We start from the raw sequence: 18055 nt of genomic DNA, 5'->3' as shown, positions 1-18055 counted from the left end.
GTTCAGCGTTATATTTCCGTGCAGAATAGATAAAAATACTGAAATCATGCCGCAAAAAAAACGTACGTTATCATGAATGAGCCTTTACAACATTCATTTAACCTCAATTTAAGCAAACCTTGATATAGTACACTGTATTAACATGCTTTTTACTCGAGAAACCACAATGTCATTAATGCTACCAATTTTACTTGGATTATTACTTGCCGGAATTGCTCTACTCATATTTTTTAAAATTAAAGGAAAAAACATTCCTGGTATCGTAATCGTAATATTGGGCTTTATGACAATCTGTTTTACTGGGGTTTATGCTTTTTTGGAAAAAACCGAAGACTACAATGCCTATAAGCGATTGCAGTGGCAACCCCTTAACCCAGCTCAAATTATGCCATTGGTTGAGCAAGGCTACACCGTATTTGTCGATGTCGATGCAGACTGGTGTCTTCCTTGCCGCACCAATAAAGCCAATGTGACCCATCGTGAAATCGTGGTAAACGCACTTGAGGCAGATAACCTTATTTTGATGAAAGGTAACTGGAGTCAACCTAATAAAATGATTGAGGATTACGTTGGTAAAGAAGGTGGAATAGGAACGCCTTTTAACAAAGTCTATGGACCATCACACCCTCAAGGTATCTTATTACCTGTAGAGTTAACCATAAACGCCGTGTTTCAGGCGTTAGAAGCTGCTAAATAATCTCCACGCAAAAAAAAGACTGCCTAGGCAGTCTTTTATGTACGACGTTAACGTGATTTAGAAAATATAGCTTAACTTACCGTAGTAAAAGCCACCATTGTAATCAAATGGACCACTTTCATAATACACTGCACCTAGCACGCCTTGAGTACCATCTTTTAACTCTTGCGCTTCTTGGTCAAACAAGTTGTTTGCTCCAACAGAAAGGGTTAATTGATCAAACATGGTGTAACTGACTTCTAAGTCAACAGTAACTGCTGAGTCTGCCGTTTCAGAGCCCCAATCTGAGGTATCATCCGCATGGGTTGCATAGTATTCACCAAAGTAATTACCACGCAATGACACACTGATATCATCCCAGGTTTGCCCCCAAGTCAATGTCGCACGGTGAGCCGGAATGCCATCTTCTAAGCGGCGAACTTTACCTTCATCAGTCGTCTCAGGATCGAACTTATCAACACTCGTGTCAGTCCAGCCATACGCTAAGCTGAACATCGTATCACCTGACATTAACTCAGTTTCGTAAGAGCCGACAATATCGATACCTTGCGTCGTGGTATCAAAGTCATTGGTATAATAAGTCACCGCAGAGATGAGCTCAGGGAACTCAACACCAGCATCTCTTAAATCATCATAATCTTCTGGTTCTACTGCAATTTGACTTGACTGAGCAATACGGCCTGTCACCTCAATATTGTAGTAATCAACAGTTAAGAAGAAGTCGTCATACTCAAATACAGTACCAATGGCATAGTTAATTGACTCTTCAGGCTCTAATACTTCACCGCCATAAAATGCTGCTAACGGATCGGTTGGAGGCGCGATAAAGGTTTGAATTAAATCACCGTTAACAATCGATGTCTGAGTATTCACGACATTTTCTTGACCAACAGTTGGTGCTCTAAAGCCTGTGCTGTGCGATGCACGCATAGACCAGTAATCTGTGAAAGAGTACTGGGTCGAAATTTTATAGTTTAGTGTATCGCCAAAGGTTGAGAAATCTTCGTAACGAAGTGCAACCCCTAACAACCAGTCATCAGTTAAATACGCTTCAACATCAGCGTAAACACCAATATTACTACGGTCATTTTTACCTGCAGCTTCTGGTCCAAACCCTTTAAAGCCATGAGAACCAATATTGAAGCCTTGATCAGCATAAGGGCCAGCTATCCAAGATGCTTCTTCGCCTTGAGTAATTTCAAAAGACTCTTCTCGCCACTCAAAACCCGTTGCAAAACTAATATCTTCAATCGAGCCAAGTGTAAAGTAACGTGAAAAATCGAGATTTACCGTTGTTTCAACTTGCTCATAAGCACCAGTATCAAAATCGGTTTGTGTGTCCTCAGGATTCGCAGCAAGACCGAGTGATGGGTTTAATGAATTATAAAGGCTAAAGCTTGATTTGTTTGAGCCTGTGCCCGCACTGGCATCATACATCCACTCACCTAACTCACCTTCAATACCAGCAAAGAAAGACATATCTTCAATGGTTCCAGCAAATTGCGGAGTATAACCACCTGGACGCACTTGGTTCATAGAGAAACAATTAGCATCAGCAACCATTGCTTGATATGCCGCAGTGTCTAAAACGTTGCCATCTGAACCATCAGCATTTTTTGGGATTGGCACTGGAGCACAGGTTGATTGGTCGCCGTTAACAGCCCCCACTAATAAGTTTTCACCGCCATCAACTGAGTAAACGTTGCCACGGTTATGTGGATTACGATAATAAAATCCACCAATTGCTTCACGAGAAGACACATTACCAAATGCATAAATTCGATGGTTATCATTTAAGTCAAAACCCGCATTAACAAAAACGGTGTAATCATCATTAATTTCTGGGTTACCCCAAACTTGAGCAGGATCATTAACGTAAGTATTGCCTTGTGCGATTAAATTGCCAGCATCAGGACGCTGCACACTGCGACTGGTGGCATCTGCGGTTTTATACTGTGCACTAATATTAACAAAGCCAGCATCGGTCAAAGGTAACCCAATGTTGCCATCGATAGTCGTTGTCGCGCCATCACCTTCATAGTACTCGCCTTGACTGATACTGATTGAACCGCCTTCAGCACTATCTTTTAGTTGGAAATTCATCACACCAGCAATAGCGTCAGAACCGTATTGTGCCGCGGCACCATCACGTAATACTTCAACTTGCTTAAGCGCAATACTTGGGATGACAGAAATATCCGGTCCTTGAGCACCATCGTTAATACCACCACCTTGGAAAGCAATAACAGAAGCACGGTGACGACGCTTACCATTAACAAGTATCAGGGTACTGTCAGAAGGAAGACCACGTAAATTGACTGGGCGAACAAGTGTGGCGGCATCACTAATAGGTTGGGCACGCGAGTTAAAAGAAGGCACTGATGTCACCAGCATATCAATCATATCAGTTGAGCCATTTTTTCTCAGGTCATCACTACTGATAATATCTACTGGCACGGGTGATTCACCAACAGAGCGAGGCGCCGCTCGGCTACCTACTACGGCAATTTTTTCAACATTTTCGGCGACTTCTTCATCCTCAGCCATTGCTGCTGTAGACATAACTGAGCCTGCTAAAGCTACCGTTACAGCAAGACTTAACGAATTTAAGCCAAACTTCCTTTTCTTTAGATTAGTCATCATTTTTTGTCTCAAATTATTATATTTATGCTTGTGACGGGTAATTTAATCAGGTGTTTACAATTAAATAATCGTCTCTCCCAAAATGAAATCATTTCACTTTCATTTACATTTCTATAACAAATAAAACGTAATTGCTAACTATTTCTACTCCCACTCAAAATAATAATCGCCATAAGCAGGCTAAATCAGGATAAATAACTTAACCTCATGAAAATAACCTACAATTTTAGTTACATTAACCACAATTAAGCTTTTGCTAAAAAAGAATCCACTAATATTACTGTTACAGTTAGTTTAAAAAACCAACAGCTCACAAATTTAAAAGCTCGATCAACCAACAAGTTAATAGAGTACAAACTCTAGATTAATTAATAAGATAGATGAAGATTGACTATTTTCAGTAGACCTTTTAATGTAATTCAACCAATCTAAACAAGTGTTTGATTTTCTCGAATAACAATAAATCATGAATAAAAGGGACAGTCTCATGGCGTATGACGCAGAATCACAGCTCAACTTAGATCAATACCACTCTCTAGTCGATTTAATCGAAAAGACCTGTCAGCAGTACGGAAATAACATTGCTTATGCGTGTTTAGGAAAGAACACCACATTTAAAGAAATCGAGTCCGCCTCACGACATTTTGCTGCGTATCTACAAAATCACACTGATTTAACTGCTGGGGACAGCATTGCTATTCAATTGCCCAATATTACCCAGTTTGTCATTGCCGCATACGGAGCCATGCGAGCAGGGTTGGTTATCGTCAATACAAACCCACTTTATACAGAGCGTGAATTGATCCACCAATTTAATGATTCAGGCGCTAAAGCCTTGGTTGTGCTTTCTGATTTGCTACCCACGCTCAATAATGTCGTCTCAAATACAGGTATTTCATTAGTCATTAGTACCCACGCCTTGGATTTAATTTCGCCTCAACCGCAAATAGATACCCCATTCAATAAAATTGAATTTAATCAAATGCTACTTGAAGGTGAGCAATCCACTTTCACTGCAGTTTACCCAAAACAAACAGATCTAGCCGCACTGCAATACACAGGTGGCACCACTGGCTTATCAAAAGGAGCCATGTTAAGTCATCGCAATATGCTAGCTAACTCGGCTCAAGTAAAATCTAGAATTGCCAGCACGATGACAYCGGGTAAAGACGTTTTCGTTGCGCCATTACCGATATATCACATCTATGCCTTTATGGTGAATCTAGTACTCTATTTCGAATCAGGAAGTTGCTCAGTTTTAATCCCAAATCCAAGAGATATCCCAGGGTTAATTAAGACCATGAGTAGCTACCCTTTCACTGGCTTTGCAGGACTTAACACGTTATTTGTTGGTTTATGCCACCAACCAGATTTTCAAGCACTAGACTTTAGCCGACTCACCATTACTATCTCTGGCGGAACGGCGCTTACAAGTGCTGCAGCAAACATATGGCAAAAAACCACAGGTTGTATGATTTCAGAAGGTTATGGTTTATCAGAGACTTCACCTGTCGTGAGTTTAAATGCTCCTGGTTATCAACAATTAGGCACGATTGGTAAACCCGTTCTCGAAACGCAGGTAAAAATTCTCGATATCAATGATAATGAAGTCCCGCTAGGTGAAGCAGGAGAGCTTGCAGTAAAAGGCCCGCAAGTCATGCAAGGCTACTGGAATAAACCGCAAGAAACGGCCAATGTCATGACCGAAGATGGATATTTCAAAACCGGTGACATTGCAGTTGCAACGCCTGATGGTTTTCATAAAATTGTCGATCGCAAAAAAGATATGATCATTGTGTCAGGATTTAATGTTTATCCTAACGAAGTTGAGGATGTATTATCGCAGCACGAATTAATCCTTGAATGTGCTGTCGTTGGGGTCAGTGATGATAAATCTGGTGAGGCAGTTAAAGCGGTAATCGTTTTAAAAGAGCCAACATCTGATGATGCAGCCACAAAACAGCTCATTTCAGACTATTGTCGCAGCCAATTAACCGCCTATAAAATTCCAAGGTTAATTGAATTTACCGAGCAACTACCTAAAAGTACCGTTGGTAAAATTCTTAGACGAGAACTCAGAAAATAACACTTATTGATAAACAGCCCACGACAATGAGTAAAGTGGGCTGCTTATCTGTTCGTTAGACCATCAACACTCAAGGCATGCATACCCAAGGTTTAAGCACTCAAGGTTTAAGTAATTAGCCTACAAATATTCAAAACATGGTTTGAAATAGCTGGTCATTCATATCTCGCTCTTTAAACCTAGCGCTTTCACCAAATCCTTATATTGATGTGTCAGTCAGTAACTGCAAACTAGCAAACTCTTTATAGGTCTCACTCGATTGCATAAGCTCTTGATGTGAACCAATCGCCACCACTTGACCCTTTTCTAACACAATAATCCTATCAGCATTGATCACTGTCGCTAATCGATGGGCAATAATTAACGTCGTTCTACCTTGCATCAAATTATCTAAGCCTTGCTTAACTTTTACTTCGCTAACAGCATCAAGCGCACTCGTGGCTTCATCAAGTAATAGGATTGGTCTGTCAGCAAGAATAGCTCTAGCAATGGCAATACGCTGCTTTTGTCCGCCAGACAACTTAACCCCACGTTCCCCTAAATACGTATCATAGCCATCCGACAACTCTTTAATGAACTCATGGGCTTTTGCTGTTACACAGGCGTTTATCACCTCTTCTTTTGTTGCATCAGCTCGCCCGTAGCGGACATTTTCAAAGACATTAGTGGCAAAAATAACTGACTCTTGCGGCACTAAGGCATATTGCTCCCTTAGCTGCTGCAAAGTGACTTCAGCCACATCCACTCCGTCTAAAAGCACTTTGCCTGATTTAGGTTGATAAAATCGCAGTAATAGTTCAAATAAGGTGCTTTTACCTGCGCCACTCTCACCAACTAATGCCACTCTTTCACCCGCTTTGATCTCAAGATTAATTCCCTTAATCACATCTTCATTACTACTTGGGTAAGCAAACCTTAACGACTCAAGTGACAAACTGCCATTGATTGCAGCAGGCAAAGACTTAGGCGCTTTAACCTCAGGGATATCAATAGGGGTATTGACCAGCTCAATTAGTCGTTCAGCTGCACCTGAAGCTCGTTGTATTTCACTAAAAACTTCACTAATTGTGGCCACAGAGCCCGCCGCCATAACAGCGTAAAACATAAATGCAGATAGTTCTCCAGCGGTAATATTTTGCAACATGACATCTTGAGCGCCCACCCAAAGCACGACAGCAATTGCAGCAATACTTAAAAACATCACCGACGAAATTAATATCGAACGATATAAAATACGAGTTTGAGCAACAGACATCACCGCTTCAACCTGTTGATTAAATACATTGCGGTCTTGTTGCTCGTGACCATAAGCTTGCACTGTGTGTATCTCATGCAAGGTCTCATCAATATTAGCGCCTAAATCGCCAACTTTATCTTGGCTCTTACGCGAGTACTCACGCACTTTTTTACCCAGTAATATCACAGGTACAAACACTAAAGGCACAGCAAGCAGTACAAGGCCAGTCAGCTTTAAGCTGGTAATTGCCATCATCACTAAGGCACCAGTAACCGTAACTGATGAGCGAAATGCCATCGATAAACTACTACCAACCACGCTTTGCAATAAGGTACTGTCAGCGGTAAAACGAGAGATCACTTCACCCGTTCTTTGCTCCGCAAAAAAAGCAGGGGATAAATTAAGTAAATGGTTATAGACCTTGAGACGAATATCCGCAATCACACGCTCGCCGAGCCAAGTCATCAAATAAAAACGACAAAATACCGCTGTGCCGCTGATAGCTGTGATGCCCAAAATAAACAAAACAATCTCGTTGAGTCGTTCAGCATTATCTGCAACAAAGCCTTCATCGACCATCATTTTGACCCCTTGGCCAAGAGACAACCAAGCAAAAGAGCCAATAAAAAGAAAAGTAATAGCGGCAACCACTTTTAGTTTATGGGGCTTTAAAAATCCCATAATCCAAGGAAAAACGGCATATTGAGTGGCGGGTTCAGGTTTGATGTTGGTGATATCACTTGTTGAGGTAGAGTTCAAAATAAATACCCATAAACACATAAGGGCATCAATAGTATCAACAAACAACGAATAAAATGAAGGAATAACAATAACAATAACAATAACAAGTTAATGCATGAAGTCAGTTTGGCTGTATGGTCAAAAAAGTGGTTACAGTGATACGAGTAACCACATTGAACAAAGAATGAGTTGAGCGCCAACTTACTCTTTTATATTGGTATCAATTGACTTTAGTGAGCGCAAAAAGATCCCTAAACCACCCACACTTAATACCAGAATCACAATTAAATCGAATGCACTCATATGGCTAAAGCGGAAGTTAATAGAACTTATCACACCAAATATTAAACCGACTAATGAACCAAAGGTTAAGATCCAACCCAATATATTCTTCGCATTATAAAACATTAGCCCAATACCAAACATGAAGGGGATCATAATCATCCCACTCGTTAGATTCATGCCACCAACACTGTATAAGCTATGACTAAAACCAAAAGAACTGGTAACTTTTATTGCTTTTAGCAACATGTAAAAGCCGCCACACATCATGATTAAGCCGATAAAAAACGAACCAATTCCACCTGATGTACCACCTGCACCGTTCATACAACTCCTTTGTAGAAAAACGTAATCTTGTGTTCGATGTTACTGTCAGCGATCTACAATAGCAATATTGTTTCATCTGTAATCGATGGCGCATTTTTCAATACATTCAATATTTAGTGCAACAGCATCCTTTGCAGGCTTGCCTCACACTCTACCCTCGCACATTGACAGCTTATCTGCGATAATTGCCGGCTATTTCATGATGGTTGCTTTAGGTAAAAAATAATGACGGTTAGTGAGTTTTCTTGTGCAGGTATTGAATTAGCGTTATTTCGCTACCCTAAGCAGCAAGAGTCAAATCTGCAAGCTTGGGATGCCGCAGATGAGCACTTAATAAAACACCTTGTTGAAACCGCACATATTCCAGCTAATACAGCTATTTTGAATGACAATTTCGGCGCACTTCAATGCGGCCTCACTCGTTTAGACAACACCTGGCCGTTGTGGATTGAAACTGATGCTAAAACCAGTTTACTTGGCGCAGAGTACAACCTCAGCGCTAATGAGTTGGCACCAACGAACATCACCCGCCTTAATAGCCGAGAGCAACTGCCTAATGACATTAAATTGGTCATTGTTAAACTGCCTAAAAATCTGACTTATTTTACTCAGCAATTACAACGTTTATCGCAAGTATTAGCTAAGGGCACTCAAATTCTAATTAGTGCTAAAGCAAAGAATATTAATAAATCATTACTTGGCCTCATTGAACAAAATTTAGGCCCAGCTTCTGCAAGTTTAACGTGGAAAAAAACACGTATCATTACCTGTACTGCTGACGGGATAAAGCGATCATTACTTAAAGAAGTCTCTTGGCCAGTTAAAGAGTTTAATTTAACCATCAATAACTTCAGTAATGTATTTGCTGCCAACAAACTCGATATCGGCGCACGTATTATGCTAGATAATATGCCAGAAGGCGCCTTTAAAACCATCATCGATTTAGGATGTGGAAATGGCATTTTAGGTTTACGTGCGGCACAACTGTACCCACAAGCGCATATCCATTTTGTCGATGATTCTGAAATGGCTATTGCATCAAGTCAGTACAACTGGCAAGCAAACGGACTCAATCATGATCAAGGACATTTTCATTGGGATGACTGTTTAACCCACTTAGATGAAAACGTCAGTGCCGACTTAGTCTTATGTAATCCGCCTTTTCACCAAGGAGAAGCCATTACCGATCATATTGCTTGGCAAATGTTTCTTGATGCCAAAAGACGATTAGCGACAGGCGGTATTTTACATGTTGTTGGCAACCGTCATTTGTCCTACCACATTAAACTAAAACGTATTTTTAAAAATTGCACTACCGTTGCATCAAATGGCAAGTTTGTCATTTTACAAGCGACTAAATAGACGAAAGTTAATCTCATCGATTAATTTTCGTCAACATGGCTATTTCAACGATACTTTTCCAAGATTAACAGACTAACTGGCAAATTTAATGGGCATTCGAGTTGTTCAAAACAAGGTCCAATGGATTTGGTAATGGGATATTCTCGCAGCGAGATGTCAGTTTTCTCGCTACGAATTAGTGAAGAGTAAACATGCCGAAATAGACTAACTGCTAAAGCTTGTCTTATTCATGCTGACATAAAATCTAGTGCTATAACTATTAACGCCCTCGCTAGATCACATCATAACCAGCCATAAACAACCAGTAGTAGCACAAACCAATGATGACTCTCCCTCAAATGGCCGCGAAACTCAACGAACTATCAACCCGTAATCTGTCAATATTCACCACAACAATTAATTGGTAATAACAAGAAAAACAAATTGGTTGACAATTGATTTTATTAAAAGATATTATTGGTTTTAAAGCGTGCGCCAAGTCACACTTGCAAGGGCCTCCAGCGTTTACAAATTTAGAACATTTATATAATTCAATGAACTTAAACGCAGATAAAACAGCTGTTAAAGCTTTACCAACTAAGCCTTTAAGCATAAAAAGTATGCCTTTATGGAATAAAAACTGGTTCAACAACGCCTATGTTAATTGTTTAAAACATCTATTTTATTAGTTTAACCAGGTTGTGCGCTCCAGATCCCCCCCTCGTTTGGAGCGAAAAAAAAGGCCTCTCATATCGAGAGGCCTTTTTACTAATATTGGCAGAATCATCTTAGTTCAATACAAATAAGATACTGTTTATAAAATAAAAAGCCTTCTCGTTAAAGAAGGCTTTTAATCTGTTAGTGAAAGCGACTGCGCTTTTACTCACTAGGGACTAATTAACCCAATCGGTTAACCAAATTATCAATCGAGTATAAATCACGTTTTTCGCTGTTCTTACGACGGACTTCTTCAAGTGCTTGAGCTTCAACAGTATCGAATAACACATTGATTAATCTATTAAAGTGCTTATGCATTGCTAAACGTGCTTCTGATGCATCGTTTGCAGCTAACGCTTTATAAATGGAAGTATGCTCATCAAGTGTTTTCTTATTATCTTTACTACAAACACTGTCGTAATCAGTAATTATTTTTTGGCTTGATGCACGCAATGCCCATAGGTTTTGAAATGACTTAATCAATGCGCCGTTACGAGTCGCATTGGCAATTATTTGATGGAACATTTCATCAGCCTCTTCGACATAAGACTTATTTTCCATCATTATCAATGTTTTATTTAACTCAACCAATTCTTCTTCAGTGATAGTATTGGCAGCTAACGCAGCAATTTCACCTTCTACTAAGGCGCGAGCTTGAGTTAATTCAAATGCATTAATCTTGTTTGCAGGGTTATTGGTCGCAACAGATTGTAATACATACACGCCCGAGCCTGTTTTAACTTCAATTTTTTCGCGCACTTCCAGTGCAATAATTGCTTCACGAATGGTGGGTCTGCTGACATCAAACTTTTCAGCTAACTCTCTTTCTGGCGGTAAGCGACTACCTGGTGCATATTCGCCGTTAGCAATAGACGCTTCAATCTCTTCAACGATGCGCCAAAACATACGCCTATTCTTCATGTCTGGTCCTTCAATAGTTAAAACCAATTAGATTTAGTTATTACTTACCATCATATCGATTTACTAAGTCAACGCAAATCCTATTTGAAATTTTTATTGTACTTGAACGATTTTCGCACTAGCTTAAGTCTAGTTAATATTTTGTTATTGGCAATAACAAAAATAAAAACAATTTACATAATTGGTAACACAAAGTGGTTGACAAAACACCTTACCATTGGTTAGTTTCTACTCAGACACAAAGTTGTATTTAAAATAGAGTGGTATTTAAAGATCGTGTTTAAAGGATTGTGTTCACATTTTGATTAAACAATATGTAATCTGGGGAGATTAACGTGAAACTCAATAAAATCAATAATGCACTGAGATTAAGCAGAAGGCATTTTCAGCCAATATCTGCACTCTACAGTTCAGCACTATTAGCCTTTATCGCATCACCAGCTTTCGCACAAGGTGAAGTTGACGCTGTTAAAGTCACAACGCCAAATGCGCAAGTATCAGAACAAGAAGCAGATAATAAAAATGACAGCCCTGATATGGAAGTCATTAAAGTAAGCGGACTTCGCGGCACAATGAGCCGAAAATCATAACACGTGGTAATGACACCACAGTTGCTGATTATTCTCGCTCAGGCTCTAAGTATTTCCTTGGTGCAAAAGTTAAGTTTTAACCTCAAGTAAAACTTAGTCGTACAGCTCCTATCTCGATGATTGAGATAGGAGTTTATTTCCAAGGTAAAGATTGAACAAAGTAATCAAACGACCTAGCGCTAATAAATATAAAAAGAGAGTCATTATGAGTTTTCAAAGCAAGTCGACAAATAACCCAATAAACAATGACAAGTTGTTCTCACTTTCGTTAAAGTCCGCGTTTATGCTGAGTTTAGTGTTTTCTTCAAGCTATATTCAAGCCGCTTCCTATACCGTAAGCACGCCTGATGAATTTAAAGACACAGTAAAAAAGCTGGTCGCTGGAGATAACATTATTCTTGCTAACGGTACTTGGCAGGATTTTGAAATTAAGTTTAAAGGCCAAGGTACAAAAGAAGCCCCTATTTCACTAACGGCAGAGACTAAAGGGAAAGTTATCCTTTCTGGTCAATCAAACTTAAAAATGTCAGGTGAATATTTACATGTATCTGGCTTAGTTTTTAAATCAGGTTTCACCCCAAGCAATGAAGTCATTGCATTTAGAACCAGTAAAAACGATCTCGCAAATAACTCTCGCGTTTCTGAAGTCGTGATTGATAATTACAGCAACCCAGATAGACATGAGTCTGATTACTGGGTGTCTTTATATGGCAAAAACAACCGTTTTGACCACAACCATTTAGTTGGAAAGCGCAATAAAGGTGTGACATTAGCCGTCAGATTAAATACCGAAGCCAGCCAAGAAAATCACCATAAAATTGATCACAACTACTTTGGTCCAAGACCGATTCTTGGGTCAAATGGCGGAGAAACATTGCGCATTGGCACCAGCCATTATTCGATGAGCGATTCTTTTACCGTTGTTGAAAATAACTATTTCGACCGTTGTGATGGTGAAGTAGAAATCATCTCAATTAAGTCTGCTAATAATAAAGTTAGCAATAATACATTTTTTGAATCACGCGGAACCCTTACCTTACGACATGGCAATGGTAACCTCATCGACAGTAATGTGTTTTTGGGTAATGGCGTAGACCACACAGGCGGCATTCGTATTATTAACCGTGACCAAACCATTACTAATAACTATTTAGAAGGTCTTAAAGGTTACCGATTCGGAAGCGGCTTTACGATTATGAATGGTGTACCTAACTCACCCATTAATCGTTATCACCAAGTCGTTAATGCTAACGTTCACCATAATAGCTTTATCGATGTCGACCACATTCATTTAGCTGCAGGTAGCGATCAAGAACGCTCAGCAGTACCAAAAGATTCTTCTGTCTCTGAAAATCTATTTGTTAATAATAATCAACAAGCTCCCTTCTCTATTTTTGACGATATTTCGGGAATTTCATTTTCAAACAATATCTCTAATGAACTATCGAATAACGAGATTGAACAAGGGATCAAGCCAACAGAGATTAAATTAACCCGCGAGAAAAATGGCTTACTTTACCCAACGTCAGGTAATGACAACATTGGCGCTCCTAAAAGCCTTTCTCCAACGTTAAAGTCGCAAACAGGTGTTAACTGGTACCCAAAAACAGAGCCAGAAACCGCATTTGATTCAGGAAAAACGCATACTGTTGCTAATGCAGAAGCCTTTATTAATCAAGTGAAGTCAGCAGCAGATGGTGATGTCATTTTATTAAAAGCAGGTCAGTATCATATTGAGAAAATTCTTGAACTTGATAAAACACTCACCATTAAATCAGCGCAAACAGAAAAGCCCACGATCACCTTTAGTCGCCCAACTTTATTTGAAATTCAAAATGGCGGTAGCTTAAAGCTTGATAGTGTAAAAATTAGTGGTGCCAACAGCTTAGACTCTGCAGGCAACACCGTTGTTAGAACCAGCAAATGGGGCATGTTAACCAACTACCGCTTCAGCATGTTTAACAGTGATATCGAGCAGCTTAATATTAACCATTCGTTCCACTTTTTTGACTCTGGAGCACGCGCGTTTGCAAATAACATCGAGATAATTAATAACAACTTTAATCTCATTACCGGTGATATTTTTAGACTCAATAAAGAAACTGACGACTTAGGTATTTATAACGCTGAATATCTGACTATCAATAACAATCACTTCAACCAAATTGAAGGCGCTATTGTGAAGTTGTATCGAGGTGGCACCGATGAAAGCACCTTTGGCCCACACCTAAGCTTTAAAAATAACGACGTTAAACAAGTCGGCAATGGCAAACGCAATAAAACCCATGCAAGTTTGTTCCTCCATGGCGCTCAAGTTGCTGACATCAATAAAAATCAATTTGTAGATAGTGCGTACGTCAACATTGAACACACCACTGGTGAGCCCATTACTAAGGTCACTCACAATCAGTTTACCAATACCGCCAAGCCTAAAGTCACAGAGTTATATGCAATTGGTAAAACCACTGCATTAATCGCTGATAACACGGTTAACCACACTAACAATAAAGCGCAGTAATTATGATTTCTTTATCGATAGCCTTAATCAAACAATCAGCTTTAGTAAAAAGCATACGACGTTCTGGTGTATTTGCTTTCTCAGTCACTTTGTTAGTGTCTGTGAGCGCCTTATTATCACCAGTACATGCATCACAATCGACACATCCAAACTTAGTTGTAAACCAGCAAGATGTGTTAACTATGCGTGTAGCAATTAAACAACCAGGTTCATTTAAACAAGCATTTGAAGCTCAAAAAGCTCAAGTCGATAGCTTATTAACACAGCCGATTTTAGTGCCTGTTCCTGTCGATGCAGGCGGGGGTTATACGCACGAACGCCACAAGAAAAACTATCAACAAATGTACGACGCTGGCATGATGTATCAGCTGACTCAACAACAAAAATACGCTGATTATGTGCGTGATATGTTACTTGAGTATGCCAAACTATACCCAAGCCTTCCTTTACATCCAAAGCGTAAGTCACGCAACGAAGGTAAGTTATTTTGGCAAGGGTTGAATGAAGCGGTATGGCTTGTTTATACCATCCAAGCGTATGACTTTATCGTAAGTTCGCTTGATGACACTCAGCGAAAAACCATTGAAACTGGCATTCTTCTTCCAGTGGCAGACTTCTTGTCAGTGCAATCACCCCATACCTTCAATAAGGTTCATAATCATGGTACTTGGGCGACTGCTGCTGTGGGGATGACAGGCTTTGTGTTAGATAAGCCTGAGTTAGTAGAAACAGCACTGCTTGATCTTGAAAAATCTGGCAAAGGCGGTTTTTTACGTCAACTAGATGAGTTGTTCTCACCAGATGGCTATTACAATGAAGGGCCATATTATCAACGCTATGCCTTACTACCTTTCGTTACCTTTGCAAAAGCCATCGAGCAAAATCAACCTGAACGCAAGATTTTTGAGTACCGCAATAATATTTTACTCAAAGCTATCTACAGCACAGTTGAATTAAGCTACAACCGTTTATTCTTTCCGTTAAATGATGCAATTAAGAGTAAAGGCATAGATACCACTGAACTTGTGATTGCGGTCAGCATTGCTTACGGCTTAACAGCTAATAATGATTTAGTTGATATTGCAAAACAACAAAACAGAATCTTACTCACTGGAGATGGCCTTAAATTAGCGCAAGCAATCGATGCGAATAAGCCAAGCCACTATCCTTTTAATTCACGTGAATTCCTTGATGGTAAAAATGGTGATGAAGGTGCATTAATTGTAATGCGTCAGCACACCCCGACTGATCAGGCAATCGTATTCAAAGCAACAGCTCAAGGCTTAGGTCACGGTCATTTTGATAAGCTTACATGGCAATTTTATGATGCAGGCGAAGAAATTGTCTCAGATTATGGCGCTGCTAGATTCTTAAATATTGAAGCCAAAGCCGGTGGACGTTACCTACCTGAAAATAAGACATGGGCAAAACAAACCGTTGCGCACAACACCTTAGTTGTCGACGAGACCAGTCATTTTAAAGGTGATGTAAAAGTGGGTAATAAAAATCACCCTATCGTCGACTTCTATCATCATGATGACAAATTAACGCTAGCATCTGCTCATATCGATACCGCTTATGATGACGTCAATATAAGCCGAACCATGGCATTGGTTTCTGTCAAAGTTGATGACAAAGACACGCCACTTGTCTTTGATATCGTCGAGGTTAATAGCAACAACTCACATCAATATGATCTGCCATTACACTACCAAGGGCAACTAATCGACAGCAACTTTGCTCGTCAAGCTGCAACGGAAAAGTTAACCCCATTGGGTAAACAAGCGGGTTATCAACACCTGTGGCTTAAAGCGAATGCGACGCCTAAAAAAGGGGTAGCAAAAGTCACTTGGTTAAACGACAACGGTCTGTTTTATACCCATAGCAGTATCGTTGATGGCAATACTGACGTGTTATTTACTCAGCTAGGTGCCAATGACCCTGACTTTAACCTACGTAATGAGCATAGCTTTATTCAACGTACCAATAGCAAGCAACATCGTTTTGTAAGCGTATTGGAGCCCCATGGCGAATATAACCCATCGGCTGAATACACCCTTAATGCCACCAGCAATTTAGAGACCCTAACTTATGAACGTCAAGGTGATCTCAGCATTGTCGGGTTTAGCGTTCTCAGTAATCAAGGTAGTACAGCTTTTGTACTCGCCATAAACCACCAAACCAAGAATAGCTTGGACAACAACAAAGATAACAACACAACCCAGCGCTTTTCTTATCTAGGCAAAACATACAGTTTTGACACTAGATACCAGTTAATACAAATTTCGCAGTAGGAGTTAACAATGAAACAGAGTGAACACTTTTCATTTGGCAATGAAACGGAAATCGAAGATATCGGTGGCGGTCTTAAACGCCAAATGCTTGGCTTTAACCATGAGTTAATGGCCGTCAAAATTTGGTTCGAGAAAGGTGCTATTGGTTATAACCACGCCCATCGTCATTCTCAAGTGACTTATGTTGTTGAAGGTGAATTTCACTTCAATATCGATGGTGTCACTAAAATCCTAAGAGCTGGAGACAGTTGTTTCATTCCGCCCCATGCAGACCATGGGGCAACCTGCCCAACTGGCGGTATTTTAATTGATACTTTCAGTCCTGCTCGAGAAGATTTTGTAGAGGGATTAGCATGAAAATCAACAACCTTCGTTGGTGGGTAATTTTATTGATCGCCATTGCGACAATTATTAACTACATTGACCGTTCTGCACTTAGCGTACTGTGGCCTGATATTGTGGAAGACATCTTCCCTGACGAGTCTGCCCTAGAACGTAAACAGATTTACGCCAATATCTCTATTGTGTTCATTTTATCTTATGCCTTTGGTCAAGCCATATTCGGCAAAATTTTTGACTGGGTCGGTACACGCCTAGGGTTTGTTCTATCAATTGGTGTTTGGTCGATTGCGACTGCGTTACATGCATTCGCTCAAGGCGCATTAAGTTTCAGTTTTTTCCGCGCCATACTCGGTGTTGCAGAAGCAGGTAACTGGCCTGGAGCGGCTAAAAGTAACGCTGATTGGTTCCCAGCTAAAGAACGTGCCTTAGCACAAGGTATCTTCAATTCTGGTGCAGCAATTGGCGGTATTATTTCTATTCCACTCATTGCTTACATGACAGTTTATTTTAGCTGGCAAATGATTTTTGTGGTTATCGGTCTAGTCGGTCTATTGTGGCTTATTCCATGGATTATCTTGGTTAAAGCACCACCTAAGTCTCACCCTTGGATCACCGAAGCAGAACGTGAATATATTCTTACAGGTCAAAAAGTAACTGACGATTCAGGTGAATGCGACCAAGAAGAATATAACCCAACAACAGGTCAACTGTTAAAGCACAAACAAAGCTGGGGCGTGATCATTGCCTCTGCTGCAATCGATCCTATTTGGTGGTTATTTGTATTCTGGATCCCGATTTACCTCAACGAAGTTTACGGTATGGATGTTAAATCTATCGGTATTTACGGTTGGGTTCCATATGTAGGTGCAATGCTGGGAGCTTGGTTTGGTGGTTTGCTAGCGCAAAATCGCATAAAAGCGGGTTGGAATATTAACAAGACCCGTAAACTGACGATCACTTTAGGTTGTTTAATCATGCTCCCAGCACTCATTAGCATGGCGAGTCCTGGTGGCCCAACAACTGCGGTAATCATTATGGCGGTGATCTTATTTGGCTTCCAAACAGCTATTGGTAATGTGCAAACGCTACCTAGTGACTTATTCGGTAAAAAAGCCGTTGGTTCACTAGCAGGTTTCTCTGGCATGGCTGCTAAATTAGGTGCATTAGGTTTAACAGCGTTAGTGCCATACCTCACTGCAGACGGTAACTACACACCAGCGTTTGTTATTGGCGCGTCATTAGCTGTTATTGCCATTGTTGCTGTTTGGGTGTTGATTCCTAAAATTGAGCCTGTCAAAAAGCCTCAATAACTTAGCAAT

Annotated in this window: 12 protein-coding genes; 8 read left to right on the top strand and 4 right to left on the bottom strand. The window is 40.1% G+C overall.

Annotation, left to right across the window (positions count from 1 at the left end):
* Positions 1-166: 166 nt before the first annotated feature.
* Positions 167-697, top strand: a complete 531-nt coding sequence (locus A9267_RS09185) for a thioredoxin family protein (protein WP_080915139.1) — start codon at positions 167-169, stop codon at positions 695-697.
* 57 nt (positions 698-754) lie between these two features.
* Here the strand turns inward: A9267_RS09185 and A9267_RS09180 are convergent, their stop codons facing one another.
* The gene (locus A9267_RS09180; RefSeq protein WP_065108966.1) at positions 755-3340 is read right to left on the bottom strand and encodes a TonB-dependent receptor plug domain-containing protein; all 2586 of its coding nucleotides are present in this window, start codon (positions 3338-3340) and stop codon (positions 755-757) included.
* A gap of 487 nt (positions 3341-3827) precedes the next feature.
* On the opposite strand from A9267_RS09180, the gene A9267_RS09175 reads away from it, so the two are divergent.
* Positions 3828-5426, top strand: a complete 1599-nt coding sequence (locus tag A9267_RS09175; protein WP_065108965.1) for an AMP-binding protein — start codon at positions 3828-3830, stop codon at positions 5424-5426.
* 199 nt (positions 5427-5625) lie between these two features.
* Here A9267_RS09175 and A9267_RS09170 read toward each other — a convergent pair whose 3' ends face one another.
* Entirely contained in the window at positions 5626-7443 is a 1818-nt protein-coding gene (locus A9267_RS09170) for an ABC transporter transmembrane domain-containing protein (protein ID WP_082972319.1), read from the bottom strand.
* Between the two features lie 162 nt (positions 7444-7605).
* The gene (locus tag A9267_RS09165) at positions 7606-8013 is read right to left on the bottom strand and encodes a hypothetical protein (protein ID WP_055024338.1); all 408 of its coding nucleotides are present in this window, start codon (positions 8011-8013) and stop codon (positions 7606-7608) included.
* Between the two features lie 225 nt (positions 8014-8238).
* Here A9267_RS09165 and A9267_RS09160 point away from each other — a divergent pair, with 225 nt between their 5' ends.
* Positions 8239-9375, top strand: a complete 1137-nt coding sequence (locus A9267_RS09160; protein WP_065108963.1) for a methyltransferase — start codon at positions 8239-8241, stop codon at positions 9373-9375.
* Positions 9376-10251: 876 nt separating this feature from the next.
* Here A9267_RS09160 and A9267_RS09150 read toward each other — a convergent pair.
* On the bottom strand, positions 10252-10992 hold the full coding sequence (locus tag A9267_RS09150; protein WP_055024341.1) for a FadR/GntR family transcriptional regulator: 741 nt from the start codon (positions 10990-10992) through the stop codon (positions 10252-10254).
* A 335-nt stretch (positions 10993-11327) separates the two neighbouring features.
* Between A9267_RS09150 and A9267_RS09145 the strand changes: the two genes are divergently transcribed.
* From A9267_RS09145 to A9267_RS09125, 5 genes are all read left to right on the top strand, one after another.
* On the top strand, positions 11328-11582 hold the full coding sequence (locus A9267_RS09145) for a hypothetical protein (RefSeq protein WP_065108961.1): 255 nt from the start codon (positions 11328-11330) through the stop codon (positions 11580-11582).
* 205 nt (positions 11583-11787) lie between these two features.
* Complete coding sequence (locus A9267_RS09140) at positions 11788-14100, top strand: polysaccharide lyase 6 family protein (protein ID WP_082972317.1); 2313 nt, start codon at positions 11788-11790, stop codon at positions 14098-14100.
* A gap of 2 nt (positions 14101-14102) precedes the next feature.
* A complete protein-coding gene (locus A9267_RS09135; RefSeq protein ID WP_082972315.1) occupies positions 14103-16394 on the top strand; it encodes a heparinase II/III domain-containing protein in 2292 nt (763 codons plus the stop codon).
* A 9-nt stretch (positions 16395-16403) separates the two neighbouring features.
* Positions 16404-16751, top strand: a complete 348-nt coding sequence (locus A9267_RS09130) for a cupin domain-containing protein (RefSeq protein WP_055024343.1) — start codon at positions 16404-16406, stop codon at positions 16749-16751.
* Positions 16748-18046: an MFS transporter gene (locus A9267_RS09125; protein ID WP_055024344.1), complete on the top strand. Its 1299-nt coding sequence runs from the start codon at positions 16748-16750 to the stop codon at positions 18044-18046. Before A9267_RS09130 ends, A9267_RS09125 begins: the two co-directional genes overlap by 4 nt.
* Positions 18047-18055: the final 9 nt, after the last annotated feature.

Origin of the sequence: Shewanella sp. UCD-FRSSP16_17 (assembly GCF_001675935.1) — a bacterium.
In the GTDB taxonomy this organism is placed as follows: domain Bacteria; phylum Pseudomonadota; class Gammaproteobacteria; order Enterobacterales; family Shewanellaceae; genus Shewanella; species Shewanella japonica.
Note: the sequence above shows the minus strand (reverse complement) of the source record. Positions and strands in the feature narration are given on the sequence as shown.